Origin of the sequence: Knoellia terrae (assembly GCF_048606435.1) — a bacterium.
Classification (GTDB): Bacteria; Actinomycetota; Actinomycetes; order Actinomycetales; family Dermatophilaceae; genus Knoellia; species Knoellia terrae.
In genome coordinates this window covers 1-24,831 of record NZ_JBMBWH010000003.1, presented here as the reverse complement: position 1 = coordinate 24,831, position 24,831 = coordinate 1, and the positions used below count along the sequence as shown (strand labels likewise).

Sequence of the window (24,831 nt, the reverse complement as noted above, 5' to 3'; positions counted from 1 at the left end):
GATGTGCGCCGTGCCTGCAGTCGAAGTCGTGCGTCTGCGCCGCGTCGTCGGCGGGGTGTGCGCCGTCGTCGAGTCGTCGTGGTCCGCCCGCTCCGGTGCGGTCACGGCGGTCCTCGGACCCAACGGCGCCGGCAAGACCACGACGATGGAGTGCCTCGAGGGGCTGCAGCGCCCGACCTCCGGCACGGCCAGGGTCCTCGGCACCGACCCGTGGCGGGCGCCCGCGGAGCACCGCGCCCGGGTCGGGGTGATGCTGCAGGACGGCGGGCTCCCCGTGACGACGACAGCTCGCCGGCTCCTGAACCACGTTGCCAGGCTGCATGCCGCGCCCGCCGACGTGCCCGCGCTCGTGCGGCGGCTGGAGCTCGACCGCGTCGCCGACCGCTCGGTGCGGCGGCTCTCCGGCGGGGAGCGGCAGCGGGTCGCCCTCGCCGCCGCGCTCGTCGGGCGGCCCGACGTCGCCTTCCTCGACGAGCCCACCGCCGGGCTCGACCCGCACGCCCGCCTCGAGGTCTGGGACCTCGTGCGCGAGACGGCGGCCCGGGCGGCCGTCGTCGTCACGACGCACTCGTTCGAGGAGGCCGAACGCATCGCCGACCACGTCGTCATCATGAACGCCGGCCGGGTCGTCGCCGAGGGATCCCTCGACAAGGTGTGCGACGGGCGCCCGCTCGAGGAGCGCTACTTCGCCCTCACCGCCGGGACGCGTCGATGAGCTCGCCGACAGGAGCCGGCACCCCGCCCGCGCCCGCCACCACGAGGCAGCGCTGGCTCGCCCAGACCCGCTTCGAGACGGCGACGATCCTCGGCCACGGCGAGCAGCTCCTCGTCGCCCTCGTCCTGCCCGTCCTCGCCCTCCTGGGCCTCGCCCTCACGGACGTGCCCGACCTCGGGCCGGGCCGACGGATCGACGTCGCCACCGCCGGGGTCCTCGCGCTCGCCGTCGTGTCGACCGCCTTCACCGGCCAGGCGATCGCCACCGGCTTCGACCGGCGGCAGGGTGTCCTGAGGTTCCTCGGGGCCGGCCCGCTGGGCCGCGAAGGCCTTCTCGGCGGCAAGCTCGGCGCGGTGGGGCTCGTCGTGCTGGTCCAGCTGGTCGTGCTGGGAGGTGTGGCCGCCGTGCTGGGCTGGCGGCCCCCCGCGTCCGGCGTGCTGCCGGCCCTGGTCACCGTGGCGCTCGGTGCGGCGGCGTTCCTCGCGCTCGCAATGCTGCTCGCCGGAACGGTCCGGGCCGAGGCCGTCCTCGCCCTCGCCAACCTCGTTTGGGTCCTCCTGCTCGGCCTGGGCATCCTCCTGCCCACCGCCCGCCTGCCCGAGGCGGTGCAGGGGCTCGCCCGGGTGCTGCCCTCCGGCGCGTTGGGCGACGGACTGCGCCGGTCGCTCGTCGAGGGCGGGTGGCCGTTCGGAGCGTGGCTCGTGCTCGTGCTGTGGGCGCTCGCGGCCGGGCTCGCCGCAGCACGCTGGTTCCGCTGGTCCGACTGAGCACGCGGAGCCTCACGGGGCAGTCCGTCGCGGCCGGAGCAGACCTCCGGAGAGCCTGACAGGGCCGCCGCATACCCTGCGGTGGTGAGCGTGCCCCTCCCCCGAGCCCACCGCATCGTCCTCCTTGCCAACCTCGTCGCCCAGGTGGCGATCATCGTCACCGGCGGGCTCGTGCGGCTCACCGGCAGCGGCCTCGGGTGCCCGACCTGGCCCGAGTGCGTCCCCGGCTCGTACCGGCCCGTGCCGGAGCAGGAGGAGGGGTTCCACAAGATCATCGAGTTCGGCAACCGGACCCTCACCGGAGCGCTCGGGATCATCGCCGTCCTCGCGGTCGTCGCCGTCTGGCGGTGGACCCCGGTGCGACGGCTCAGGATCGCGGCCGTCATCGTCCTCGTCGGCGTGGTCTTCCAGGCACTGCTCGGCGGCGTCACCGTGCTCACGGAGCTGCACCCCGTGACGGTGGCCGCGCACTTCCTCGTGTCGGCAGGGCTGGTGGCCGTTGCCGCCTACCTCTGGTTCGCCCGGACCGAGAGCGAGGGGACGCCGACCCTGCTCGTCCCGGCCGTCGTCCGGCGGGTCGCATGGGTGACCTGCGCCGTCGGCGCCGCGGTGCTCACGCTCGGCACGGTGGTGACCGGCTCGGGGCCCCACTCCGGTGACGCGGACACGCCGGCGCGCTTCGGCTTCGACCCCCGGACGATCTCGTGGCTGCACGCGGACACGGTGATGCTCTTCGTCGGTCTCGTCGTCGCGGTCTGGCTCGCGACCCGGCTGTCCTCCGCTCCCCCCGGCGTGGCCAGGGCGTGGCGCGACGTCCTGCTCGTGACACTGGCGCAGGGGGCCATCGGCTACGTGCAGTACCTCACCGACCTCCCCGAGGTCCTCGTCCTTGCCCACATGCTCGGCGCCGCGTTGCTGGTGGTCGCCCTGACGAGAGGCATGCTCGCCCTGCGCACGATCGCACAAGAATAGTTGCACAAGGGTTCTTGTGGGTTTATGGTCTTGCCCATGAGCCCCACTGCCGGCACCCCGGCGGGCCGCGACGGCGTCCGCACCCTCACGGAGGCCAAGGCCCTGTCCGCGCTCGCGCACCCGCTCCGCGCCCGGATCATGGACGCCCTCAAGGTCGACGGACCCTCGACGGCTTCCGGCCTCGCCGCCCGCACCGGACAGGCGGTCGGGAGCGCCAGCCACCACCTCAAGGTGCTCGCCGAGGGTGGCCTCGTCGTCGAGGCGCCCGAGCTGGCCAAGGACCGCCGCGAGCGCTGGTGGCGTCTCGCGGACGCCGGCACCCGGTGGTCGCGCGAGGAGTTCGCCGGCGACACCGCAGCGGTCGCGGCGGCCCAGGCTGCCGAGGCCCTGACGCTGCACCGCCAGATCGCCCGGGTGCACGCGTGGATGGCCACGGCCGAAGAGGACCCGGAGTGGGACTCGGCCGCCTTCGCCACCGCGAACTGGATGCGCCTGACGCCCGACGAGCTGCGCGAGGTGGCTGACGAGCTCGTCGAGGTGCTCGTGCGCTGGGGCCGCCGACCGGTCCCCGACGACGGGCTCGACCGCGAGCCGGTCTACGTCTTCGCCCGCGGCTTCCCGGCCCAGCCGTGAGCGCCGCCGCTCCCCCGGCCGGGCTGAACCACAACTTCCGCCTGCTCTGGGCCGGCGAGGGCATCAGCGTCCTCGGGTCGATGACGACGACGGTGGTCTTCCCGCTCATCGCCGTCACCCAGTTCGACGCCGGACCCTTCTGGATGGGGATCCTCACCGGCGCCATCTGGCTCCCCTGGCTGCTGCTCGGCCTCGTCGCCGGGGCCTGGGTCGACCGCTCCGACCCCCGCCGGGTGATGATGCGGGCCGACCTCGCCTCGGCCGCCGTCGTCGCGTCGGTGCCGCTCGCCTGGGCGCTCGACCTCCTGACCCTCCCCCACCTCGTCCTCACCGCGCTGGGACTGGGCTGCTGCACGGTCTTCTTCCGCACGGCATACGGCGCGTTCGTGCCACGCGTCGTCGCGAGCTCCGAGCTCGAACGGGCGAACGCCCGCATCTACGGCACCGAGGCCGCCATGCAGGTCGGTGGCCCCGGCGTGGGCGGCCTGCTCGTGCAGGTCTTCTCGGCGGCGTATGCCGTGGTGGTCGACGTCGTGGGGTTCCTCGTCTCGTACGTCTGCCTGGCTCGGATGCGCCCGGACGAGCTCGGAGCGGCCGGTCCGGCGCCCGCGTCCCGGCCTCTGGCCAGTCGGGTGCGCGAGGGCGTGTCGATCGTGGCCCGGGACCGCCATCTGCGCTACTTCACCGTGCAGGGCAGCGCCAGCAACTTCGCCCTCACCGGCTACGGCGCGCTGCTCGTCCTCTTCATGGTGCGCGACCTCGACCTCGGGCCGGGCCTCGTCGGGCTCGTCATGGCCGCAGGCTCCGTCGGCGGGGTCCTGGGCGCCACCGTCGCGACCCGCACGACCCGGTGGCTCGGCTCGGCGGGCGCCCTGCGCCGGCTCCAGCTCCTCGGCGGCCCGCCCGCCCTGCTCGTCGGGCTGGCCACGCCGGGTCCCGGCGTCTCCCTCGTCGTCCTCGGCTCGCTCCTCGTGGGGGTCGGCGTGGTGGGTGCCAACGTCGTCCGCTCCTCGTTCCGGGTCCGCTACGTCCCGCAGGAGCTGCTCGGCCGCACCGCGGCGACGTCCGCCGTCCTCAACTTCGGGACCATGCCGCTGGCCGGGCTCGTCGCCGGTGGGCTGGGCACCTGGCTCGGGGTGCGCGAGACCATCCTGCTCATGGCGGCGATCCACGTGGTGGCCTCCCTCACGGTGCTCGTCGGGCCCTACCGCCGAGGTCGGGACCTCCCGTCGGGACCGATGGAGACCAGGACTCTGGAGTCCGCGGCAGCGGCCCCGCCGGTCCGCTAGGCGGACCGGACCGGACCGGGCCGCAACGCGCTCGGTCCTTCAGGTCGCCAGCCGCTTCGTGGCCATCCGTTCCGCCGTCTGGCGCGCCTCCCCCTGCTGGGTCATCGCGTCGAGGAAGTCCTCACGCGCCATCCGAAGCAGGACCGTGTCCTCCACGGCGGTGATGGTCGCGGTGCGCGGCACGTCGCGCAGGAGGCCGATCTCACCGAAGTAGTCGCCGGTTTCCTCGCGGCGCAGCACGCGCGTGCCCTGGGTGACCTCGACCTGTCCGCTGTCGACGATGTAGAAGCCGTCGGGCTCCGCGCCCTCGCTGAGCACGACCTCCCCGGCGAGGACGCAGACGCGGGTGAGGCCGCGGGCCAGCCCGTCGAGGACCGCGGGAGACAACGGCGAGAAGATGTCGACCGACCTGAGCCGCGCGAGGTCCTCGGGCTCCCGGAGCCGGGCGTCGAGCCGGCGCATCTCAGCCAGGCCGAACACCGACACCAGCCCGACGGGCGCGGCGATGACGAGCAGCGCCCAGCGCAGCCCCAGCCAGTCGAGAAGGAACGGCGTGATGACGGCACCGATCGCCATCGTCGAGATGAAGCACGTCTCCAGCGCCCCGAACACGCGACCGAGGACGGCCTCGGGCGTCACGCGCTGGATGACCGTGTCGAGGTTGACGTCCACGAGCGGGTTCCCGAGACCCAGCAGGAGGACGGCGACGAAGCAGGTCCACGGCGAGACCACGGCCGTGACGAGGATCAGCGGGAGGGACCACAGGAGGACCCCCCCCGGTGAGGTCCCCCGCCAGCCTCCCTCGCGAGGCCCGCGCGATGGCCACGAAGCCACCCAGCACGGACCCGACCCCGAACACCGACTGGAGGTACCCCAGACCCTCGGTGCCGGTCGTGAGGACCTCCGCCGCCATCACGACCATGAAGACGCCGGACGCGCCGGCGACGATCGTCTGGAGGCACGCGGCCAGCGTCACGAGGACCAGTCCCCGGTCCCGTCCGATGGCCCGGAACCCCTCCATGGACTCGGCGAGGAAGCCGGGGGCCGCCTCGTCCTCCCCCACCGTCCCCGAGCGCCTCTCCCGGGCGACCCGAGGGGGGACCCGCAGACCGAGGACGAGCCCCAGCGACCAGAGGAAGGTCAGGGCGTTGAGCAGGAAGACCACCGGCACCGAGCTGACGCTGATCAGCAGGGCACCGAGAGCCGGTCCGACGAAGAAGGCGAGCGACTCGATGGTGCTCGCCGTGCCGTTCGCGGCCGTGAGCTCCTCCGGACGCTCGGCCAGGACGGGCAGCATCGAGCGTTGGGCCACCATGAAGGGTGTCGCGAACAGGCCCGGAAGGGTTGCCAGGACGAAGATCGTCGCCGGCGGCGCGTCGACGAACAGGCACACGGCCGCGGCGCTCACGAGGAGCACGCGGGACAGGTCGGTGATGACCATGACCCGCTTGAGGGACATCCGGTCGACGAGGGCCGAGCTGAACGGCGCGCAGAGCGCGATGAGGGTGAAGCGGATGCCCATCCAGATGCCGACCGCCCGTGCCCCGCCGATGTCGTAGGCCCACACCGCGACGGCGGTGCTGTAGGCCCAGTCCCCGATGGCGGACCCGGCGAAGGCGAGCTGGACCCGCCGCAGGTTCGGGTTGCGGAAGACCGAGCGGAGCGACTCACGCGTCTCGCTCAGCGCGCCGGACACCCCGCCGGAGCCGGTGTCCTGGCGTTCGGGAACCGACTCGCTGACCTCACCCATCGCCACACGTGTCCAACGCCCACCTCCTGGAGGTGCGAGTCGCGGATATCGAGTTGTCGCGACCACACAACCGGATCAGGCCGCGGCCCGTGGCGGAAAGCTCACATCCGGGCGGTCGGGCAGCGCCCCTCGGCTGGCGGGGGCGCAGGGGGGCGCCGGCTCAGCGCAGCGACAGGTGGAGGAGCGGGTCGATGGCCACCGCGAGGAACAGCAGCGTCACGTAGGTGATCGAGAAGTGGAACAGCCGCATCGGCTTGAGGACCGAGGTCGCGACCCCGTCCTTGGCCAGCCGCAGGAGGCGGTGCGCCTCAGCCACGAAGACGACCCCGCTCACGACCGCGGCGACGAGGTAGATCCAGCCCATGTCGGCCACCGGGACCAGCGCCAGGGACACGGCGACCATGACCCAGCTGTAGGCGACGATCTGGCGGGCGACGGAGACGGCACCCTGCTCCACCGGGAGCATCGGCACGTGCGCGTTGGTGTAGTCGTCCTTGAACGCCATCGACAGCGGCCAGTAGTGCGGCGGCGTCCAGAAGAAGATGACGAGGAAGAGGATGACGGCCGGCCACTCCACGGTGCCGGTGACGGCGGACCAGCCGATGAGCGTCGGCATGCAGCCGGCGACCCCACCCCAGACGATGTTCTGCGAGGTCCGCCGCTTGAGCACGATCGTGTAGAGGACGGCATACAGGGCGATCGCAGCCAGCGACAGCAGGGCCGAGGCGACGTTGACGAAGGCGACGAACCACAGCGTCGAGGCGAGGGTGAGGACCGAGCCGAAGACCATTCCCGCCCGCGGGGAGATCTGGCCGGTGACCATGGGCCGGTTGCGGGTGCGGTCCATCAGGGCGTCGATGTCGCGGTCGTAGACGCAGTTGAAGGTGTTCGCCGCGCCGGCGCTGAGGGTCCCGCCGACGAGGGTGGCCATGAGGAGCCACAGGTCCGGTACACCGCGCTCGGCGAGGAACATCACTGGCACCGTGGTCACGAGCAGCAGCTCGATGATGCGGGGCTTGGTGAGGGCGAGGTAGCCGCCGACCGTGCGCGTCCAGCCGACCGTCGAGTCGACCGCTGGGGCGGTGGTGATCGGAGCGGGTGCCACGGCGTCCTTCGGGGTGCACTGGAGCGGTCGGTCCCACCGAGTCTAACCGTGGGCGGACGGGGGCACGCCCACCGGCTGGCTCCGGTCTAGGGTGGGAACGACCGTTTGACCTGGATCACATTGTTCGACGTCAGAGAGGCTCCACGTGACCACCACCACGACGAAGGCAGGCAGGGCGGCCACGGGGCGCCGCGCCGCCGCCACCGCCCAGCGCTCGGCCGACATCACGAAGCCCATCGCCCGCAGGGCGAAGTGGAACGACCTCGACGTCCGTGCGGTGGACACGGTGCGCGTGCTCGCCGCCGACGCCGTGCAGAAGGTCGGCAACGGTCACCCCGGGACGGCCATGAGCCTGGCGCCCGCGGCATACCTGCTGTTCCAGAACGTCATGGCGCACGACCCGTCCGACCCGACCTGGCTGGGTCGCGACCGGTTCGTCCTCTCGTGCGGCCACTCCAGCCTCACCCAGTACATCCAGCTCTACCTGTCCGGCTACGGCCTCGAGCTCGGTGACCTGAAGGCGCTGCGCACGTGGGGCTCCCTTACCCCCGGCCACCCCGAGGTCCACCACACCACCGGTGTCGAGATCACGACCGGACCCCTCGGCTCCGGGCTCGCCTCCGCGGTGGGCATGGCGATGGCACAGCGCCGTCAGCGCGGCCTCCTCGACCCCGACGCCAAGCCCGGCCAGAGCCCGTTCGACCACCACGTGTGGGTCATCGCCTCCGACGGGGACCTCATGGAGGGCGTGGCGTCCGAGGCCAGCTCGCTCGCCGGCCACCAGGAGCTCGGCAACCTCACCGTCGTCTACGACGCCAACCAGATCTCCATCGAGGACGACACCGACATCTCGTTCTCCGAGGACGTCGGCAAGCGCTACGAGGCCTACGGGTGGAACGTCGTCGACGTCGACTGGCGCCAGAGCAACGACCCGGCCGGCTCCGCCGACTACGTAGAGGACGTCGACGCCCTGCTCGACGCGCTCGAGAGGAGCAAGAAGTCGAGCCGGCCCACGCTCGTGCGCCTGCACACCGTCATCGCCTGGCCGGCCCCGACGAAGCGGGGCACCGGCAAGTCGCACGGCTCCGCGCTCGGCGACGAGGAGATCACCGGCCTCAAGGAGCTGCTCGGCTTCGACCCCAAGAAGACCTTCCAGGTCGACAAGGACGTCCTCGCCCACGCGCGCAAGGTCAAGGCGCGCGGCAAGGCGGCCCACAAGGCCTGGAAGACTCCGTATGCCGCGTGGCGCCGCGCGAACAAGGAGACGGCCGCGCTGCTGGACCGGCTCGTCGCGGCCGAGCTGCCGGAGGGCCTCGATGCCGCGCTGCCCACCTTCCCCGCGGACGAGAAGGGCATCGCCACCCGCGCCGCCTCCGGCAAGGTGCTCGGCGCGCTGGCCCCGGTCATGCCGGAGCTGTGGGGCGGCTCCGCCGACCTCGCCGAGTCCAACAACACGACGATGGAGGGCGAGCCGTCGTTCATCCCCAAGGCGAAGCAGACCGACGCGTGGAAGGGCGGACCCTACGGCCGCACCCTGCACTTCGGCATCCGCGAGAACGCCATGGGCATGATCCTCAACGGGATCGCGCTCGAGGGACTCACCCGTCCCTACGGCGGGACCTTCCTCGTCTTCTCCGACTACATGCGGCCGGCGGTGCGCCTGGCGGCGATCCAGCAGCTGCCCGTCACCTTCGTCTGGACCCACGACTCGATCGGTCTCGGCGAGGACGGCCCGACGCACCAGCCGATCGAGCACCTCGCGTCGCTGCGGGCGATGCCCGGCCTCGACGTGGTCCGCCCCGCCGACGCGAACGAGACGGCGGCCGCCTGGGGCGCCATCCTCCGCAACGGCTCGACCGCCGCGCTCGCCCTGAGCCGGCAGGCGCTCCCCACCATCGACCGGTCGACCCACGCCCGGGCGAGCAACGTCGCCAAGGGCGGCTACGTCCTCGTCGACGGAGGCGAGGACGGCAAGCAGTCGCCCGAAGTCATCCTCGTGGCGACGGGCTCCGAGGTGTCGGTGGCGCTCGAGGCCCGCCTCACGCTCGAGAAGTCCGGGATCCGCACCCGCGTCGTCTCGATGCCGTGCCGCGAGTGGTTCGACACGCAGACCAAGGGCTACCGCGACAAGGTGCTGCCGCCAGCGGTCCGTGCCCGCGTGAGCATCGAGGCCGGCGTGGCCCAGGGCTGGCGCGAGATCGTCGGGGACGCGGGGCGCTCGATCAGCATCGAGCACTTCGGGGCCTCGGCGGACGCCAAGACGCTCTTCACGCAGTTCGGCTTCACCCCGGAGGCCGTCGTCAAGGCCGCCAGGGACTCGATCAAGGCGGCCAGCAACGGCGCCGGCGTCCCGGGCGCCGTCGAGACCGCTCCCCGCACCCGCAAGGACACCGGCACCGACGTCCCCACCACCAAGAAGCCTGCCCGCAAGAGCGCGGCAACGGCTGGGAAGTGAGTTCTCATGACTGACAGCGCACCCCTCAAGGCACTCGCCGACAACGGCGTCTCCATCTGGCTCGACGACCTCAGCCGTGAGCGGCTGACGTCGGGCAACCTGCAGGAGGTCATCGACACCAAGGGCGTCGTCGGTGTGACGACCAACCCGTCGATCTTCCAGGTCGCCCTCTCCGACGGCGAGAGCTACAGCGAGCAGGTCGCCGAGCTCGCCGCCGACAAGTCGAGCCTCGACGAGGCCGTCACCGCAATGACGACCCAGGACGTCCGGGACGCCTGCGACGTCCTCCTGCCCGTCTTCGAGGAGACCAAGGGCCTGGACGGCCGCGTCTCCATCGAGGTCGACCCGCGGCTGGCCCACGACACCGACGCCACCGTGGCCCAGGCGAAGGAGCTGTCCGCGCTCGTCGACCGTCCCAACCTGCTCGTCAAGATCCCGGCCACGGTCGAGGGGCTGCCGGCGATCACCCGAGTCATGGCCGAGGGCATCTCGGTCAACGTCACGCTCATCTTCAGCCTCGACCGCTACCGCGCGGTGATGAACGCGTTCCTCACCGGTCTGGAGCAGGCGCGCGAGCAGGGCAAGGACGTCGGTGGGATCGCGTCCGTGGCCTCGTTCTTCGTCTCCCGCGTGGACTCCGAGGTCGACAAGCGCCTCGACGCCGTCACCGGCGAGCACGCCGAGACGGCGAAGTCGCTCAAGGGCAAGGCCGCCATCGCCAACGCCCGCCTGGCCTACCAGGCGTACGAGGAGGTCTTCTCCACGCCGCGCTGGAAGAACCTCGAGGCCGACGGCGCCAAGCCACAGCGGCCGCTGTGGGCGTCGACGGGAGTCAAGGACCCGGCATACCCGGACACGATGTACGTCACCGAGCTCGTGGCCCCGGGGACCGTGAACACGATGCCCGAGAAGACGCTCGACGCGGTCGCCGACCACGGTGAGATCACGGGCAACGCCATCGAGGGCACCTACGAGGAGTCCTCCGAGGTCCTCGATGCCCTCGAGCGCCTCGGCATCTCCTACTCCGACGTCACCGCCCAGCTCGAGAAGGAGGGCGTGGACAAGTTCGCGAAGTCCTGGGACGAGCTGCTCGACGGCGTGCGCGCCGAGCTGGAGAAGGCGGCTCGATGAGCAGCATCGAGGTCACCGCCCGCGGCGCCGCCGCCGAGGCGATCGCGACCCACGTCCCGACCCTGGTCTCCGACGAGGTGGCGAGCCGCCTCTTCGGGCGCGACGCCACGCTCTGGGGTTCGGACGCCGAGGACGAAGCCGGCAAGCGGCTGGCCTGGGTCGACCTGCACCGGACGTCGCGGCCGCTCCTCGGCGAGATCTCCGCCCTGCGCGAGGAGCTGCGCGGCGACGGGGTCTCGCGGATCGTCCTCTGCGGCATGGGCGGCAGCTCGTTGGCCCCTGAGGTCATCTGCGCCACCGCGGGCGTCGACATCGTCATCCTCGACTCCTCGGCCCCGGACGTCGTCCGTCGCGCCGTGAGCACCGACCTCGACAGCACGGCGGTCGTCGTCTCCTCCAAGTCCGGGTCCACCGTCGAGACCGACTCGCAGCGCCGGGCGTTCGAGAAGGCCTTCACCGACGCGGGCATCGACGCCACCCGCCGGATCATCGTCGTCACCGACCCCGGCAGCCCGCTCGACACCGAGGCACGGGCGGCCGGCTTCCGCGTCATCAACGCCAACCCGGACGTGGGCGGGCGCTACTCGGCGCTGACCGCCTTCGGGCTCGTGCCCTCCGGCCTCGCCGGCGCCGACGTGGGCGCGCTGCTCGACGACGCCGACGCCGTCGCCGACCTTCTCGCCGCCGACGACGAGGGCAACCCCGCCCTGCGCCTGGGTGCGGCGATCGGCGGCACGAACCCGCTGCGCGACAAGCTCGTGCTCGTCGACGCCGGCACCGAGAACGTCGGCTTCGGGGCGTGGGCGGAGCAGCTCATCGCCGAGTCCACCGGCAAGAACGGCACCGGCATCCTCCCGGTCGTCGCCGACGGCACCGCCCCGGACCACACCTACGACGACGCCAACGTCGTGCGGCTCGTGGCCACCGGCGAGGACGACCCGATCGAGCTGCTCGACGACGCTCCCCCGCGCCACCCCGACTCGATCGCGGCCGAGCAGCCCGGCCCGGCCGACCCCGACCCGGTGGAGGAGCTCGGCGACAGCGGGTCGCTCATCACGGTCGCCGGCACCCTCGGCGCCCAGCTCCTCCTCTGGGAGGTCGCCACGGCCGTCGCCGGACGGTTGCTCGACATCAACCCGTTCGACCAGCCGGACGTCGAGAGCGCCAAGGAGGCCGCTCGCGGCCTGCTCGACCTGGCGGGCTCCGCCGTCGAGGAGCCGGCGTTCGTCGACGGCTCCGTCGAGGTGCGCGCCCTCGGTGGCGACTGGCTCGGCGACGCCCACACGGTCCCCGGTGCGGTCTCCGCGCTGCTGTCGCAGCTCGACGACTCCTCCGGCTACGTCGCGGTGATGGCCTACCTCGACCGCGAGGAGGACGCCGACCTCGAGGAGGTCGCCCGCACCCTCTTCGACTCCACGGGTCGGCCGGTCACCTTCGGCTGGGGTCCGCGCTTCCTGCACTCCACCGGGCAGTACCACAAGGGCGGGCCGGCGAACGGGGTCTTCGTCCAGATCACCGCCGACCCCGAGGAGGACCTCGCCGTCCCGGGTCGTTCGTTCACCTTCGGGGAGTTCCTCGCGGCGCAGGCCGGAGGCGACGCCCAGGTGCTCGCCGACCACGGCCGCCCCGTCCTCCGTCTGCACCTCACCTCGCACGGCCGCGGCCTGAGCCAGGTGCGGTCAGCACTCTCCACCTCAGGAGCCTGATGAGCCCGGCGCGCATCTCCGCCACCCACAACCCCCTGCGAGATCCCCGCGACAAGAGGCTGCCCCGCATCGCCGGCCCGTCCAGCCTCGTGCTGTTCGGCGTCACCGGCGACCTCGCCCGCAAGAAGCTCATGCCGGCGATCTACGACCTGGCCAACCGGGGTCTGCTGCCGCCGGGCTTCTCGCTCGTCGGGTTCGCCCGGCGGGACTGGGCCGACCAGGACTTCGGCAAGGTCGTCTACGAGTCGGTCAAGGAGCGCTCCCGCACGCCGTTCCGTGAGGATGTCTGGCGCTCGCTCAGCGAGGGCTTCCGGTTCGTGCCGGGGACCTTCGACGACCCCAAGGCCTTCGACCTCCTCGCCGAGACCGTCCGTGAGCTCGACGAGCAGCGCGGCACCGGCGGCAACCACGCCTTCTACCTGTCGATCCCGCCGTCGTTCTTCGCAACCGTCTGCGAGCAGCTCCAGCGCTCCGGGCTCTCGACCCCGAGCGAGGGTTCGTGGCGTCGTGTGGTCATCGAGAAGCCGTTCGGCCACGACCTCAAGAGCGCCCGTGAGCTGAACGAGATCGTCGCGCAGGTCTTCCCCGCGGACTCGGTCTTCCGGATCGACCACTACCTCGGCAAGGAGACGGTCCAGAACCTCCTCGCCCTGCGCTTCGCCAACCAGATGTTCGAGCCGGTCTGGAACAGCCACTACGTCGACCACGTCCAGATCACCATGGCAGAGGACATCGGGATCGGTGGACGGGCGGGCTACTACGACGGCATCGGCGCCGCGCGCGACGTCATCCAGAACCACCTGCTCCAGCTCCTGGCGCTCACCGCCATGGAGGAGCCGGTCTCCTTCGCCGCCGACTACCTGCGCAGCGAGAAGGAGAAGGTCCTCTCCGCCGTCCGCCTGCCCCAGGACCTCGCCAAGGGCACCGCCCGGGGGCAGTACGCCCGGGGCTGGCAGGGTGGCGAGGAGGTCAGGGGCTACCTCGAGGAGGAGGGTGTCGCCACGCGCTCCACGACGGAGACGTATGCCGCGGTGAAGCTCGAGATCGACACCCGCCGGTGGGCGGGCGTCCCGTTCTACCTGCGGACGGGCAAGCGCCTCGGCAAGCGGGTCACCGAGATCGCGGTCGTCTTCAAGAAGGCACCGCACCTGCCGTTCGCCGACACCGCGACGGAGGAGCTCGGCCAGAACGCCGTCGTCATCCGGGTCCAGCCCGACGAGGGCGTCACCATGCGCTTCGGCGCCAAGGTGCCGGGCGCCCAGATGGAGGTGCGCGACGTGACGATGGACTTCGGCTACGGACGTGCCTTCACCGAGAGCTCCCCCGAGGCCTACGAGCGGCTCATCCTCGACGTGCTGCTCGGCGAGCCGCCCCTCTTCCCCCGCCACGAGGAGGTCGAGCTCTCCTGGGAGATCCTCGACCCGATCGAGGAGTTCTGGGCCAAGCAGGGCGGCCGGATCGACCAGTACGCGTCCGGCACCTGGGGGCCGGCCAGCGCCGACGCCCTCATGCACCGTGACGGCCGTGAGTGGAGGCTCCCGTGATCGTCGACCTGCCGAGCACCACGACCGCCGACATCTCCAAGAAGCTCGTCCGGCTGCGCTCCGACACCGGCTCGATGGCACTGACCCGCGTCCTCACGCTCGTCGTCGTCGTCGACGAGCAGGAGGCCGACGCTGCGATCCAGACGGCCAACGACGCGAGCCGGCAGCACCCCTGCCGGATCATCGTCGTCGTCACGGCCAACCGCCGCGGAGCCGCCCGGCTCGACGCCCAGATCCGCATCGGCGGCGACGCGGGTGCCAGCGAGGTCGTCGTCCTGCGCCTGTTCGGGCCGCTCGCCGCGCACGGTCGCTCCGTCGTGACACCGCTGCTGTTGGCGGACGCCCCGATCGTCGCGTGGTGGCCGAGCGACTCCCCCAAGAACCCGGGAGCCGACCCGATCGGGGAGATGGCCCAGCGCCGGGTCACCGACGTGTCCCGTGCCAAGAGCACGCCGCGCAGTGCCCTCGGGCGACTCGCTGCGGCCTATGCGCCCGGTGACACCGACCTGTCCTGGTCGCGGATCACGCTGTGGCGGGCGCTGCTCACCGCCGCGCTCGACCAGGCCCCGTTCGAGCCGGTCGCCTCCGTCACGGTCACGGGGGGCTCCGACTCGCCGTCGGCCGAGCTCCTGGCCGGCTGGCTCGCCAAACGACTGCGCTGCCCGGTCACCCTCGTGCCGTCACGCGCGGGGTCCGGCATCATCAGCGTGCGCCTCGACCGCCCCAGCGGACCGCTCGACCTCGTGCGACCGCAGGACGGCACGACGGCGACGCTGTCGCACCCGAACCAGCCGGAGCGCACGATCGCCCTGCCGCCGCGCAGCGACGCCGAGTGCCTCGCGGACGAGCTGCGCCGCCTCGACCCCGACGAGGTCTACGAGGACGCCCTCCAGGACGGCCTCGGCGACGTCACCCACAGCCGGCGCACGTCGACCGAGGCCCAGCGCAAAGGTCTGACCCCCTCGGTGCGCCAGGCGCGCGAGGACGCCGAGCGGATCAGCCGCGAGGCCACGGTCAACGCCAGCTCGGCGATGGTCGAGGCACCGATGCCGGGCAAGTCCGACGACCCGGCCCAGGTCGAGGAGGCCGCGTCCCGCCAGCTCGACAAGGTCCGCACCGCACGCGCGAAGTCATGAGAGGAGCAGCACGATGACCGGAGTCAACGACATCGGGCAGGTCTCAGGGGTCGAGGTGCTCGTGCACCCCGGCAAGCAGGAGCTCAGCGACGCCATCGCCGCACGGCTGGTGACGGCGATCCTCGATGCGCAGGCGCGCCGCGACGTCGTCCAGGTCTCGCTCACCGGCGGCTCCCTCGGCTCCGACCTCTGGGCCTCCGTCGCCTCGTTGGCCGCACGGTCCGCGGTCGACTGGTCCCGGGTCGAGGTCTGGTGGGGCGACGAGCGCTGGCTCCCGGCCGGGCACGCCGACCGCAACGACGTGCAGAACGACGAGGCCGGGCTGGCCTCGCTCGGCCTCGACCCCGCCAGGGTGCACCGCGTCCTCGGACCGGACGCCTCGGAGAGCGCGGAGGCGAGCGCGACGGCATACGCCGAAGAGGTCCGAGCGTGCGCAGCCGGCGCGTTCGACGTGATGATCCTCGGCGTCGGACCCGACGGGCACATCGCGTCGCTCTTCCCCGGGCATCCTGCTCAGCAGACCACCGACGCCATCGCGGTGGCGGTGCACGACTCCCCCAAGCCGCCGCCGGACCGCGTCAGCCTCACCTTCGAGGCGATCCGACGCTCGCGCGAGGTGTGGTTCATCGTCGCCGGCGCCGACAAGGCCGAGGCCGTCGCGAACGGGGTCCGCGGTGCGGGACCCGCGCTCAGCTCGGCAGCGCAGGTCCAGGGTGAGGAGCGGACGCTCTGGCTCGTCGACCGCGACGCGGCCGGCCGGCTCTGACCTCCCCCACCGCGGGACCTACCGCACCGTAGGCGGGGGAATCGCGCACCCTACGGTGCAGTAGGCGCTGGTGAAGGGCGGGCGCGCTACTGGATGAGGCCGCGGTCGCGCAGGGAGCCGAGGGCCTCGTCGAGGATGGCCTCGCCGTCCTGGTCGGAGCGACGCTCCTTCACGTAGGCGAGGTGCGTCTTGTAGGGCTCGACCTTGGTGGGAGCCGGCGGGTTGTCCTTGTCCTGCCCGGCCGGAAAACCGCAGCGGGGGCAGTCCCAGGTCTCGGGGATCTCCAGCTCGGACTCGGTCGAGAAGCTGGGCCGGGTCTCGTGACCGTGCGAGCACCAGAAGGAGACGTGCACGCGCGGGGAGACCTCGCCGCGCTCGGCCTCGCCCATGGGGCCAGCCCCGACGCGGCTTCCTCGGATCGCGTTACCACCAGCCATGGGGACCAGCCTTCTCTCGGGTCAGGAAGCGAAACGGTCGAGGACACCCAGTCCGACGACACAGGTGAACCACACGATGGCGATGGCGATCGTGATGCGGTCGAGGTTGCGCTCGGCCACGGACGAGCCGCCGAGGGAGGTGGACATCCCACCACCGAACATGTCCGAGAGGCCGCCGCCCTTGCCCTTGTGCAGGAGGACGAGGAGGGTCAGGAAGAGCCCTCCGATGACCAGGAGGACCTGGAGTCCGATGCGTACCGCGTCCACGGTGCTCCTTCGGTAGTTCGACGAGTGGGTCGCCCGGTGGGGCGCCGGTACAGGATACCCGCGATCCTCAGGAGGTCTTGAGGTGCTCGCGGAAGCGGCAGATCGCGGCGAACTCCGCCGGGTCCGTCGAGGCTCCCCCGACGAGGGCGCCGTCGACGTCCTCCTGCTCCATGATCGCCGCCACGTTGCCGGACTTGACCGACCCGCCGTAGAGGATGCGCACCCGGTCGGCGAGGTCGCCGGAGTACAGCTCCTCGAGAAGCGTGCGGATGGCCGCGCAGACCTCCTGGGCGTCCTGCGGGGTGGCGACCTCGCCGGTGCCGATGGCCCAGACGGGCTCGTAGGCGATGACGATGCTCGCTGCCCTCTCGGCAGCGAGCCCCTCGAGGCCGGCCCGGACCTGGGCGAGCACGTGCTCGACGTGGGTGCCGGCCTGGCGGATCTCGAGTCCCTCGCCGACGCAGAAGATCGGCGTCAGTCCGTGCTCGTATGCCGCGGCGACCTTGGCGTGGACCGTCTCGTCGGTCTCGCCGTGGTACTCACGACGCTCGCTGTGGCCCACGGCGACATAGGTGCAGCCGAGCTTGGCGAGGAAGACGCCGCTGATCTCACCGGTGTAGGCGCCGCTGGCGTGGCGGGACAGATCCTGGGCGCCGTAGCGGATGGCGAGGCGGTCACCGTCGACGAGCGTCTGGACGCTGCGCAGGTCGGTGAACGGGGGCAGGACCGCGACCTCGACGGCGCCGTGGTCGTGCTTGGCGTCGCGCAGGGTCCAGTCGAGCTTCTGCACGAGGTGGGTGGCCTGGAGGTGGTCGAGGTTCATCTTCCAGTTGCCCGCCATGAGCGGGACGCGCTGGGCTGTGGTGGCCTTGGCCATCTGGGGGTTCCTTCAGCTTTCGTCGAGGACGGTGAGCCCGGGGAGGTCCTTGCCCTCGAGGTACTCGAGGCTGGCACCGCCGCCGGTGGAGATGTGGCCGAACTGGTCGTCGGTGAAGCCGAGCTGGCGCACCGCAGCGGCCGAGTCCCCGCCGCCCACGACCGTGAGGCCGCCGCTGCTCGTGACGTCGACGAGCGCCGCGGCAAGGGCCTGGGTGCCCGCGGCGTAGGGCGCCATCTCGAAGGCGCCCATCGGGCCGTTCCAGAAGACCGTGCGGCAGTCGGCGAGCTTCTCGGCGAAGAGCTCCGCCGATCTCGGGCCGATGTCGAGGCCCAGGCGGTCGGCCGGGATGGCGTCGACCCCGACGACCTCGTGGTCGGCGTCGGCCGAGAACTCGGTGGCCGCGACGACGTCGACGGGCAGGACGATCTCGACGCCACGCTCCTGCGCCTGCGTCAGGTAGCCCGAGACGGCCTCGACCTGGTCCTGCTCGAGCAGGCTCCTGCCCACCTCGTGGCCCTGGGCCTTGAGGAAGGTGAAGACCATGCCGCCACCGATGAGAAGGCGGTCGGCGGTCTGGATGAGGTTGTCGATCACCGCGAGCTTGTCGGAGACCTTCGCGCCACCCAGCACGACGGCATACGGGCGCTCCGGGTCGGTCGTGAGGCGGCGCAGGACGCCGACCTCGGTCTCGACGAGGCCCCCGACGGCCGACGGCAGCAGCCGCGCGACGTCGAAGACGGACGCCTGCTCGCGGTGCACGACACCGAAGCCGTCGGAGACGAAGACGTCGGCGAGCCCCGCGAGCCGACCGGCGAACTCGGCCCGCTCGTCCGCGGACTTGGCCGTCTCCCCCGCGTTGAAACGGAGGTTCTCGAGCAGGACGACATCGCCGTCCTGGGCCGCGTCGACCGCCGCCCGGGCGCTCTCGCCGACGGTGTCGGTCGCGAAGGTGACGTCCGCGCCGAGCAGCTCGCCGAGGCGGGCCGCGACGGGCGCGAGGCTGTACTTCTCCTCCGGCGCGCCCTTGGGCCGCCCGAGGTGGGCGCACACGATGACGCGTGCGCCCGCCTCGGCAAGGGCCGTGATCGTCGGGACGGAGGCCCGGATGCGGCCGTCGTCCGTGATGGTGCTGCCGTCCAGCGGCACGTTGAGGTCGGACCGGACGAGGACGCGCTTGCCCCGCAGGTCGCCAAGTTCAGCGATCGACTTCATGCTCGTCAGGTCCCGACCGCGGTCAGAGCGAGGTGCCGACGAGGGTGACGAGGTCCGCGAGACGGTTGGAGTAGCCCCACTCGTTGTCGTACCAGCCGACGACCTTGACCTGGTTGCCGATGACCTTGGTGAGGCCGGCGTCGAAGATGCACGACGCCGGGTCGGTCTCGATGTCCTTGGAGACGATCTCGTCCTCGGTGTAGACGAGGATGCCCTTGAGCGGACCCTCGGCGGCAGCCTTGATCGCGGCGTTGACCTCATCGACGGTGGTCTCGCGGCCCGCCTCGAAGGTGAGGTCGGTGGCGGAGCCGGTCGCGACGGGGACGCGCAGGGCGTAGCCGTCGAGCTTGCCCTTGAGCTCGGGAAGGACGAGGGCGACGGCCTTGGCGGCACCCGTCGTCGTCGGCACGATGTTGAGGGAGGCGGCGCGGGCGCGACGGAGGTCCTTGTGCGGGCCGTCGTGGAGGTTCTGGTCACCGGTGTAGGCGTGGATGGTCGTCATGAGGCCCTTGACGATGCCGAACTCGTCGTTGAGGACCTTGGCCATCGGCGCGAGGCAGTTGGTGGTGCAGGACGCGTTGGAGATGATGTGGTGCTGGTCCGCGTCGTAGTCGCCGTCGTTGACGCCCATGACGACCGTGACGTCCTCGTTCTTGGCGGGCGCCGAGATGATGACCTTCTTGGCGCCGTTGTCGAGGTGGACCTTGGCCTTGGTGGCGTCGGTGAAGAAGCCGGTCGACTCGATGACGACGTCGGCGCCCAGGTCGCCCCACTTGAGGGCGGACGGGTCGCGCTCGGCGAAGGCCTTGAACGTCCTGCCGTTGGCGGTGATGTCGGTCTCGGTGGACGTCACGTCGCCCTCGAGGCGGCCGAGGATCGAGTCGTACTTGAGCAGGTGGGCCAGCGTGGCGTTGTCGGTGAGGTCGTTGACGGCGACGATCTCGATGTCGGCGCCGGACGCGACCACGGCGCGGTAGAAGTTGCGGCCGATGCGACCAAAGCCATTGATACCAACACGGACAGTCACGAGCAGTCTGCCTTCCGGGGAGGGAGGGGTGCGTGGCACGCCACGTCACCCAGGTACGCCGGCAAGCCTAGTGCCGTGGGTCACAGGCTCCGCCGGCCGGTCCGCCGTACGGGAGGGTAACCGTTTTCGCACACCGGCACGACGACTCAGGAGTCGAGCATGTCCGGGGTGAGGTTGGCGTCGGTGCCGGCGATACCGAGGTCCTCCGCACGCTTGTCGGCCATGGCCAGCAGCCGACGGATCCGACCGGCCACGGCGTCCTTGGTCATGGCCGGCTGCGCCAGCTGACCGAGCTCCTCGAGCGAGGCCTGCTTGTGCTGGAGCCGGAGCTCCCCGGCCTCACGCAGGTGGTCGGGGATGTCGTCGCCGAGGATCTCGAGCGCCCGACCGACCCGTGAGCCGGCGGCCACGGCGGCTCGAGCGGAGCGGCGCAGGTTGGCGTCGTCGAAGTTGGCGAGCCGGTTGGCGGTGGCCCGGACCTCGCGGCGCATCCGCCGCTCCTCCCACGCCATCACCGCGTCGTGGGCCCCGAGCCGGGTGAGCATCGCGCCGATCGCGTCGCCGTCACGGATGACGACACGGTCCACGCCGCGCACCTCGCGTGCCTTGGCCTGGATGCCCAGCCGGCGGGCCGCGCCGACGAGGGCGAGCGCGGCCTCCGGACCGGGGCAGGTCAGCTCCAGCGCCGACGAGCGACCGGGTTCGGTGAGGGAGCCGTGCGCGAGGAAGGCACCGCGCCAGGCGGCCTCGGCGTCGCAGACCGAGCCGGAGACGACCTTGGGCGGGAGCCCGCGGACCGGCCGCCCGCGACCGTCGATGAGCCCGGTCTGGCGCGCCAGCGACTCACCGTCCTGGACGACGCGCACGACGTAGCGGCTGCCCTTGCGCAGTCCGCCGGCCGCGAGCACCAGCACCTCGGCGGTGTGACCGTAGAGCTCGTGGATCTCTCGCCGCAGCCGACGAGCCGCGTTGGCGGTGTCCAGCTCGGCCTCGACGACGATCCGTCCCCCGATGATGTGCAGCCCCCCGGCGAACCGCAGTGTCGCAGCCACTTCCGACTTGCGACAGCAGGGTTTTGTCACTTCGTGGCGGCTGAGTTCGTCCTTCACCTTCGCCGTCATTGCCATGGCGGTCATCCTGCCACGCGACATCAGGAGCGCTGTCCCGAGGCAAGGACGTCCTGCAGCGCCGCGGCGAGACGGAGCCGGTCGTGCGTGGTCGGGGACGCGGACCTGGCGACGGCGTGGACGTGCAGCGTCGCACCGAGGGCCTCGCAGGCCCGGGCGAGGCCGTGGCGGTCGTCGACGACGCCCGGGTCGGCGAGGACGGCGTCGAGCCGCATCCCCGGGGCGTAGCGGCTGAACGACTCGAGGTGGTGGATCGCGCTGAACCCGGCCGTCTCCGTCGTCACCATCTCGAGGTTGAGCACGAGCAGGCGGCGGGCGCGCGTGACGGTGAGGGCCTCGGCGAGGTCGGGCACGAGGAGGTGCGGCATCACGGACGTGTACCAGGAGCCCGGGCCGAGGATCACCCAGTCGGCCGCGCGGATGGCGGCCACCGACTCGGAGTACGCCGGGGGCGCCGCAGGGAGCAGCCGCAGGGCGTTCACCCGCCCACGCGTGCGGGCGAGCTGCGCCTGACCCCGCACGACCGCCATCTCGTCCGGCCGGCTCGGGTCCGCCCCGGTGACGTCGGCCTCGATGTCGAGAGGCACCGCGGCCATCGGGAGCACCCGGCCACGGGCGTTGAGCAGCCGCCCGACCAGCTCGAGGCCTGCGACGGGGTCGTCGTGCAGCTCCCAGAGGGCGACGATGAGGAGGTTGCCCAGGGCGTGACCACCCAGGGGCCCCGTGCCCTGGAAGCGGTGCTGGAGCACGTCACGCCAGGTGTGCCCCCACTCGGTCTCCTCGCAGAGCGCGGCCAGGGCCATGCGCAGGTCTCCCGGTGGCAGCACCCCGAACTCACCGCGCAGGCGCCCCGAGGACCCGCCGTTGTCGGCGACGGTGACGATCGCGGTGATCTCGTCGGTGACGAAGCGGAGGGCCGCCAACGACGCCGCGAGCCCGTGCCCGCCGCCCAGGGCGGCGACGACCGGCCCGCTCACTCGCGACCCAGGTCACGGTGGACGAGGAAGGTGTCGATCCGGTCGGACCGCAGCCGCTCGGCGAGGGCCTCCGCGACGGCGACGGAGCGGTGCTTGCCCCCGGTGCAGCCGATCGCGACCGTCGCGTAGCGGCGCCCCTCCGAGTGGTAGCCCCTCGTCACCGGCTCCATGAGCGCGGCGACGCGGTCGAGGAACTCCCCGGCGCCGTCCTGCTCGAGGACGAAGGAGGACACCGGGTCGTCACGCCCGTCCAGCGAGCGCAGCTCCGGCACCCAGAAGGGGTTGGGCAGGAAGCGCATGTCGAAGACGAAGTCCGCGTCGAGCGGGACGCCGTACTTGAACCCGAAGGACAGCAGCGCCAGCCGGAGCGACGGCCCACCGCTGACCCCGAACAGCGGGGAGATCTTGCGCCCCAGCTGGTGCACGTTGAGCCCGGACGTGTCGATGACGATCTGGGCCCGGGAGCGCAGGTCGCGCAGGATCTCGCGCTCGGCCTGGATGCCGTCGAGCAGCCGGCCGGACCCCTGGAGCGGGTGCGGGCGGCGCACGGACTCGAAGCGACGCACGAGCGCCTCGTCGGTCGCGTCGAGGAAGACGAGCTGCGGGGTCCAGCCGGCGTCACGCAGCTCCTGCACCGCACCGTCGAACTCAGCGAAGAAGAACTTGCTGCGCACGTCGACGACGGCCGCGATCCGGATCTCCTGCCCCTCGATGCGCTTTCTCGTGCCGAGGTCGGCCATGGCGGTGAGCAGCTGCGGTGGGAGGTTGTCGACGACGTACCAGCCCTGGTCCTCCATGACGTTGGCGGTGGTGGACCGACCGGCCCCGCTCATCCCCGTGACGATGACGAAGTCCGCGCCCCGGCTCTGCGCCTGGGGCTCGGCGTTGGCGCCCTCAGTCATCTGTGTCCTTCTGTGCGTCGTCGACGATCTCACCGGTCATGAGGTTCACCGTGGGTTCCACGGGCGCCCCAGTCAACTCGCGTTCGATGGTCTGCGCCAGCGTGGCCCCGATCCCGGGGACCTCGCCCAGCTCCTCGAGGCTTGCGGCGCGAATCCGCTTGACCGAGCCGAAGTGGCGCAGCAGCGCCTTGCGCTTGACGTCGCCCAGACCCGGTATGCCGTCCAGCGCGGAGTTGGTCATGGCCTTGCTGCGCCGCTGGCGGTGGAAGGTGATCGCGAAGCGGTGGGCCTCGTCGCGCAGTCGCTGGAGCAGGTAGAGGCCCTCGCTGGTGCGGGGCAGGACGACCGGGAAGTCCTGCCCCGGGACCCACACCTCCTCGAGGCGCTTGGCCAGCCCCACGATGGCGACGTCGACGATGCCGAGGTCCTCGATGGCGCGGGCCGCGGCGTTGACCTGCGGCAGTCCGCCGTCGACGACGACGAGCTGCGGTGGGTAGGCGAAGCGGGTCGGCCGACCGGTCTCCTCGTCACGGACCTGCGGCTCGTCGCGGTCCTTGAGGTAGCGGCGGAAGCGACGGGTCAGCACCTCGTGCATCGCCGCCGTGTCGTCGATCTGCGCAGCGGCGCCGTCCGCGTCCTGCTCGCCCCGCACGATGAAGCGGCGGTACTCGCCCTTGCGGGGAAGGCCGTCCTCGAAGACCACCATGGACCCGACCACCTGGGTCCCCTGGACGTGGCTGATGTCGAAGCACTCGATGCGCAGGGGCGACTCGTCGAGCTCGAGCAGCTCCTGGAGCTGCTGGAGGGCCTGCGACCGGTTGGTGAGGTCCCCCGCGCGGGCCACCTTGTGCCGGGCCAGGCTCTGCGTGGCGTTGCGCTCCACGGTCTCCATCAGGGCGCGCTTGTCCCCCCGCCGCGGGACCCGCAGGTCGACGCGGCTGCCCCGGCGCCGGGACAGCCACTCGCCGAGCGACTCGGCGTCGTCCGGCAGGACGGGCACGAGCACCTCACGCGGCACCGCCTCGCCCTCCTCGCCGCCGTAGAGCTGCTGGAGCAGGTGCCCGACCACCTCGGGCACCGTCTCGAACTCCTTCTCGGCGACCCAGCCCCGCTGACCACGGATGCGTCCCCCGCGCACGTGGAAGACCTGCACGGCGACCTCGAGCTCGTCGTCGGCAAGGGCGAACACGTCCGCGTCCGTGCCGTCACCGAACACGACGGCCGACTTCTCGAGGACCCGCTGGAGCGCGCCGATGTCGTCCCGGAGGCGGGCGGCCTGCTCGTAGTCGAGCTCGTCCGAGGCGGCCCGCATCTGCCGCTCGAGCCGTTTGACGAACCGGGAGCTCTCGCCCGCCATGAAGTCGCAGAAGTCCTCGGCGATCTGGCGGTGCGACGCGGCGTCGACCCGGTCGACGCACGGCGCCGAGCACTTGTCGATGTAGCCCAGCAGGCAGGGCCGCCCCACCTGGCCGGCGCGCTTGAAGACGCCGGCCGAGCAGGTGCGCATGGGGAAGACCCGCAGGGCCTGGTCGAGGGTCTCGCGGATCGCCCAGGCGTGGGCGTAGGGACCGAAGTAGCGGGTGCCCTTGCGTTTGGCCCCGCGCAGGACCTGGGCCCGGGGGAACTCCTCCCCCATCGTGACCGCGAGGTAGGGGTAGGACTTGTCGTCGCGGTACTTGACGTTGAACCGGGGGTCGAACTCCTTGATCCAGGAGTACTCGAGCTGGAGTGCCTCGACCTCGGTGCCGACGACGGTCCACTCGACACTGGCACCGGCGAGCACCATCGAGGCGGTCCGGGGGTGCAGCGCCCCGACGTCCTGGAAGTACGACGACAGCCGGGGGCGCAGCGACTTGGCCTTGCCGACGTAGATGACGCGACCGTCCTTGTCGCGGAACCGGTAGACCCCCGGATCGGTCGGGATCTCCCCCGGTCGGGGGCGGTACGTCGACGGATGAGCCACGCCTCCCAGCCTAGGTGTTCTGTCCGGAGAGGTTGGGCACGCGGTCGGCTGGTGACGCGCCGTTGAGGGC

Annotated in this window: 22 protein-coding genes and 1 pseudogene; 11 read left to right on the top strand and 12 right to left on the bottom strand. The window is 71.9% G+C overall.

The features are described 5' to 3' along the window. Window position 1 precedes the first annotated feature (1 nt). From ACOJV9_RS05320 to ACOJV9_RS05300, 5 genes are all read left to right on the top strand, one after another. Window positions 2–715 (top strand): ABC transporter ATP-binding protein, encoded by a 714-nt coding sequence (locus ACOJV9_RS05320; protein ID WP_420184152.1) that lies wholly within the window; start codon window positions 2–4, stop codon window positions 713–715. Further along, entirely contained in the window at window positions 712–1,482 is a 771-nt protein-coding gene (locus ACOJV9_RS05315; RefSeq protein WP_420184151.1) for an ABC transporter permease, read from the top strand. Before ACOJV9_RS05320 ends, ACOJV9_RS05315 begins: the two co-directional genes overlap by 4 nt. Window positions 1,483–1,566: 84 nt before the next feature. Then, window positions 1,567–2,454 carry a COX15/CtaA family protein gene (locus ACOJV9_RS05310; RefSeq protein ID WP_420184150.1) on the top strand — a complete coding sequence of 296 codons (888 nt, stop codon included), beginning with the start codon at window positions 1,567–1,569 and terminating at the stop codon, window positions 2,452–2,454. Window positions 2,455–2,490: 36 nt separating this feature from the next. Then, the gene (locus tag ACOJV9_RS05305) at window positions 2,491–3,087 is read left to right on the top strand and encodes an ArsR/SmtB family transcription factor (protein WP_420184149.1); all 597 of its coding nucleotides are present in this window, start codon (window positions 2,491–2,493) and stop codon (window positions 3,085–3,087) included. Continuing rightward, window positions 3,084–4,376, top strand: a complete 1,293-nt coding sequence (locus ACOJV9_RS05300) for an MFS transporter (RefSeq protein WP_420184148.1) — start codon at window positions 3,084–3,086, stop codon at window positions 4,374–4,376. Before ACOJV9_RS05305 ends, ACOJV9_RS05300 begins: the two co-directional genes overlap by 4 nt. 39 nt (window positions 4,377–4,415) lie before the next feature. On the opposite strand, the gene ACOJV9_RS05295 is transcribed toward ACOJV9_RS05300, so the two are convergent. From ACOJV9_RS05295 to ACOJV9_RS05285, 3 genes and pseudogenes are all read right to left on the bottom strand, one after another. Then, window positions 4,416–5,108, bottom strand: coding sequence for a cyclic nucleotide-binding domain-containing protein (locus ACOJV9_RS05295; protein WP_420184147.1), 693 nt, complete (start codon window positions 5,106–5,108; stop codon window positions 4,416–4,418). A 673-nt stretch (window positions 5,109–5,781) separates the two neighbouring features. Further along, window positions 5,782–6,126: pseudogene (locus tag ACOJV9_RS05290) on the bottom strand (hypothetical protein); the annotation flags it as partial. A gap of 160 nt (window positions 6,127–6,286) precedes the next feature. After that, on the bottom strand, window positions 6,287–7,216 hold the full coding sequence (locus ACOJV9_RS05285; protein ID WP_420184464.1) for a heme o synthase: 930 nt from the start codon (window positions 7,214–7,216) through the stop codon (window positions 6,287–6,289). A gap of 160 nt (window positions 7,217–7,376) precedes the next feature. Here ACOJV9_RS05285 and tkt point away from each other — a divergent pair, with 160 nt between their 5' ends. From tkt to pgl, 6 genes are read left to right on the top strand one after another with little or no spacing between them, the layout of a single operon-like run. After that, complete coding sequence (tkt, locus tag ACOJV9_RS05280) at window positions 7,377–9,686, top strand: transketolase (RefSeq protein WP_420184146.1); 2,310 nt, start codon at window positions 7,377–7,379, stop codon at window positions 9,684–9,686. A gap of 6 nt (window positions 9,687–9,692) precedes the next feature. Beyond that, the gene (gene tal / locus ACOJV9_RS05275) at window positions 9,693–10,817 is read left to right on the top strand and encodes a transaldolase (RefSeq protein ID WP_420184145.1); all 1,125 of its coding nucleotides are present in this window, start codon (window positions 9,693–9,695) and stop codon (window positions 10,815–10,817) included. Beyond that, window positions 10,814–12,523 carry a glucose-6-phosphate isomerase gene (locus ACOJV9_RS05270; RefSeq protein WP_420184144.1) on the top strand — a complete coding sequence of 570 codons (1,710 nt, stop codon included), beginning with the start codon at window positions 10,814–10,816 and terminating at the stop codon, window positions 12,521–12,523. The genes tal and ACOJV9_RS05270 overlap by 4 nt, the downstream gene beginning before the upstream one ends. Continuing rightward, window positions 12,523–14,067, top strand: a complete 1,545-nt coding sequence (gene zwf, locus ACOJV9_RS05265; protein WP_420184143.1) for a glucose-6-phosphate dehydrogenase — start codon at window positions 12,523–12,525, stop codon at window positions 14,065–14,067. The genes ACOJV9_RS05270 and zwf overlap by 1 nt, the downstream gene beginning before the upstream one ends. Further along, window positions 14,064–15,203 carry a glucose-6-phosphate dehydrogenase assembly protein OpcA gene (locus ACOJV9_RS05260; RefSeq protein ID WP_420184142.1) on the top strand — a complete coding sequence of 380 codons (1,140 nt, stop codon included), beginning with the start codon at window positions 14,064–14,066 and terminating at the stop codon, window positions 15,201–15,203. Before zwf ends, ACOJV9_RS05260 begins: the two co-directional genes overlap by 4 nt. A 13-nt stretch (window positions 15,204–15,216) precedes the next feature. Continuing rightward, the gene (gene pgl / locus ACOJV9_RS05255; RefSeq protein WP_420184141.1) at window positions 15,217–15,969 is read left to right on the top strand and encodes a 6-phosphogluconolactonase; all 753 of its coding nucleotides are present in this window, start codon (window positions 15,217–15,219) and stop codon (window positions 15,967–15,969) included. A gap of 86 nt (window positions 15,970–16,055) precedes the next feature. Here pgl and ACOJV9_RS05250 read toward each other — a convergent pair whose 3' ends face one another. The 9 genes from ACOJV9_RS05250 to uvrC form a co-directional block, all read right to left on the bottom strand. Continuing rightward, complete coding sequence (locus tag ACOJV9_RS05250) at window positions 16,056–16,406, bottom strand: RNA polymerase-binding protein RbpA (RefSeq protein ID WP_420184140.1); 351 nt, start codon at window positions 16,404–16,406, stop codon at window positions 16,056–16,058. Between the two features lie 21 nt (window positions 16,407–16,427). Beyond that, the gene (gene secG, locus ACOJV9_RS05245) at window positions 16,428–16,673 is read right to left on the bottom strand and encodes a preprotein translocase subunit SecG (RefSeq protein ID WP_420184139.1); all 246 of its coding nucleotides are present in this window, start codon (window positions 16,671–16,673) and stop codon (window positions 16,428–16,430) included. Window positions 16,674–16,740: 67 nt separating this feature from the next. Then, on the bottom strand, window positions 16,741–17,550 hold the full coding sequence (tpiA, locus tag ACOJV9_RS05240) for a triose-phosphate isomerase (protein ID WP_420184138.1): 810 nt from the start codon (window positions 17,548–17,550) through the stop codon (window positions 16,741–16,743). Window positions 17,551–17,562: 12 nt separating this feature from the next. Next, complete coding sequence (locus ACOJV9_RS05235) at window positions 17,563–18,765, bottom strand: phosphoglycerate kinase (protein ID WP_420184137.1); 1,203 nt, start codon at window positions 18,763–18,765, stop codon at window positions 17,563–17,565. Window positions 18,766–18,787: 22 nt separating this feature from the next. Next, the gene (gap, locus tag ACOJV9_RS05230; protein ID WP_420184136.1) at window positions 18,788–19,792 is read right to left on the bottom strand and encodes a type I glyceraldehyde-3-phosphate dehydrogenase; all 1,005 of its coding nucleotides are present in this window, start codon (window positions 19,790–19,792) and stop codon (window positions 18,788–18,790) included. A gap of 146 nt (window positions 19,793–19,938) precedes the next feature. Next, on the bottom strand, window positions 19,939–20,919 hold the full coding sequence (gene whiA / locus ACOJV9_RS05225; RefSeq protein ID WP_420184135.1) for a DNA-binding protein WhiA: 981 nt from the start codon (window positions 20,917–20,919) through the stop codon (window positions 19,939–19,941). Window positions 20,920–20,942: 23 nt separating this feature from the next. Beyond that, window positions 20,943–21,896 carry a gluconeogenesis factor YvcK family protein gene (locus ACOJV9_RS05220; RefSeq protein WP_420184134.1) on the bottom strand — a complete coding sequence of 318 codons (954 nt, stop codon included), beginning with the start codon at window positions 21,894–21,896 and terminating at the stop codon, window positions 20,943–20,945. Beyond that, a complete protein-coding gene (gene rapZ / locus ACOJV9_RS05215; RefSeq protein WP_420184133.1) occupies window positions 21,893–22,798 on the bottom strand; it encodes an RNase adapter RapZ in 906 nt (301 codons plus the stop codon). Before rapZ ends, ACOJV9_RS05220 begins: the two co-directional genes overlap by 4 nt. Further along, complete coding sequence (uvrC, locus tag ACOJV9_RS05210) at window positions 22,791–24,761, bottom strand: excinuclease ABC subunit UvrC (protein WP_420184132.1); 1,971 nt, start codon at window positions 24,759–24,761, stop codon at window positions 22,791–22,793. The genes rapZ and uvrC overlap by 8 nt, the downstream gene beginning before the upstream one ends. Window positions 24,762–24,831 lie beyond the last annotated feature (70 nt).

What these genes read in the sequence shown, in the direction of transcription:
- tal (WP_420184145.1), top strand. Translation starts at nt 9,693, where the DNA reads ATGACTGACAGCGCACCCCTCAAGGCACTCGCCGACAACGGCGTCTCC.
- tpiA (WP_420184138.1), bottom strand. Translation starts at nt 17,550, where the DNA reads ATGGCCAAGGCCACCACAGCCCAGCGCGTCCCGCTCATGGCGGGCAAC.
- ACOJV9_RS05320 (WP_420184152.1), top strand. Translation starts at nt 2, where the DNA reads ATGTGCGCCGTGCCTGCAGTCGAAGTCGTGCGTCTGCGCCGCGTCGTC.
- zwf (WP_420184143.1), top strand. Translation starts at nt 12,523, where the DNA reads ATGAGCCCGGCGCGCATCTCCGCCACCCACAACCCCCTGCGAGATCCC.
- ACOJV9_RS05235 (WP_420184137.1), bottom strand. Translation starts at nt 18,765, where the DNA reads ATGAAGTCGATCGCTGAACTTGGCGACCTGCGGGGCAAGCGCGTCCTC.
- ACOJV9_RS05305 (WP_420184149.1), top strand. Translation starts at nt 2,491, where the DNA reads ATGAGCCCCACTGCCGGCACCCCGGCGGGCCGCGACGGCGTCCGCACC.
- whiA (WP_420184135.1), bottom strand. Translation starts at nt 20,919, where the DNA reads ATGGCAATGACGGCGAAGGTGAAGGACGAACTCAGCCGCCACGAAGTG.
- ACOJV9_RS05270 (WP_420184144.1), top strand. Translation starts at nt 10,814, where the DNA reads ATGAGCAGCATCGAGGTCACCGCCCGCGGCGCCGCCGCCGAGGCGATC.
- rapZ (WP_420184133.1), bottom strand. Translation starts at nt 22,798, where the DNA reads ATGACTGAGGGCGCCAACGCCGAGCCCCAGGCGCAGAGCCGGGGCGCG.
- pgl (WP_420184141.1), top strand. Translation starts at nt 15,217, where the DNA reads ATGACCGGAGTCAACGACATCGGGCAGGTCTCAGGGGTCGAGGTGCTC.
- ACOJV9_RS05250 (WP_420184140.1), bottom strand. Translation starts at nt 16,406, where the DNA reads ATGGCTGGTGGTAACGCGATCCGAGGAAGCCGCGTCGGGGCTGGCCCC.
- ACOJV9_RS05315 (WP_420184151.1), top strand. Translation starts at nt 712, where the DNA reads ATGAGCTCGCCGACAGGAGCCGGCACCCCGCCCGCGCCCGCCACCACG.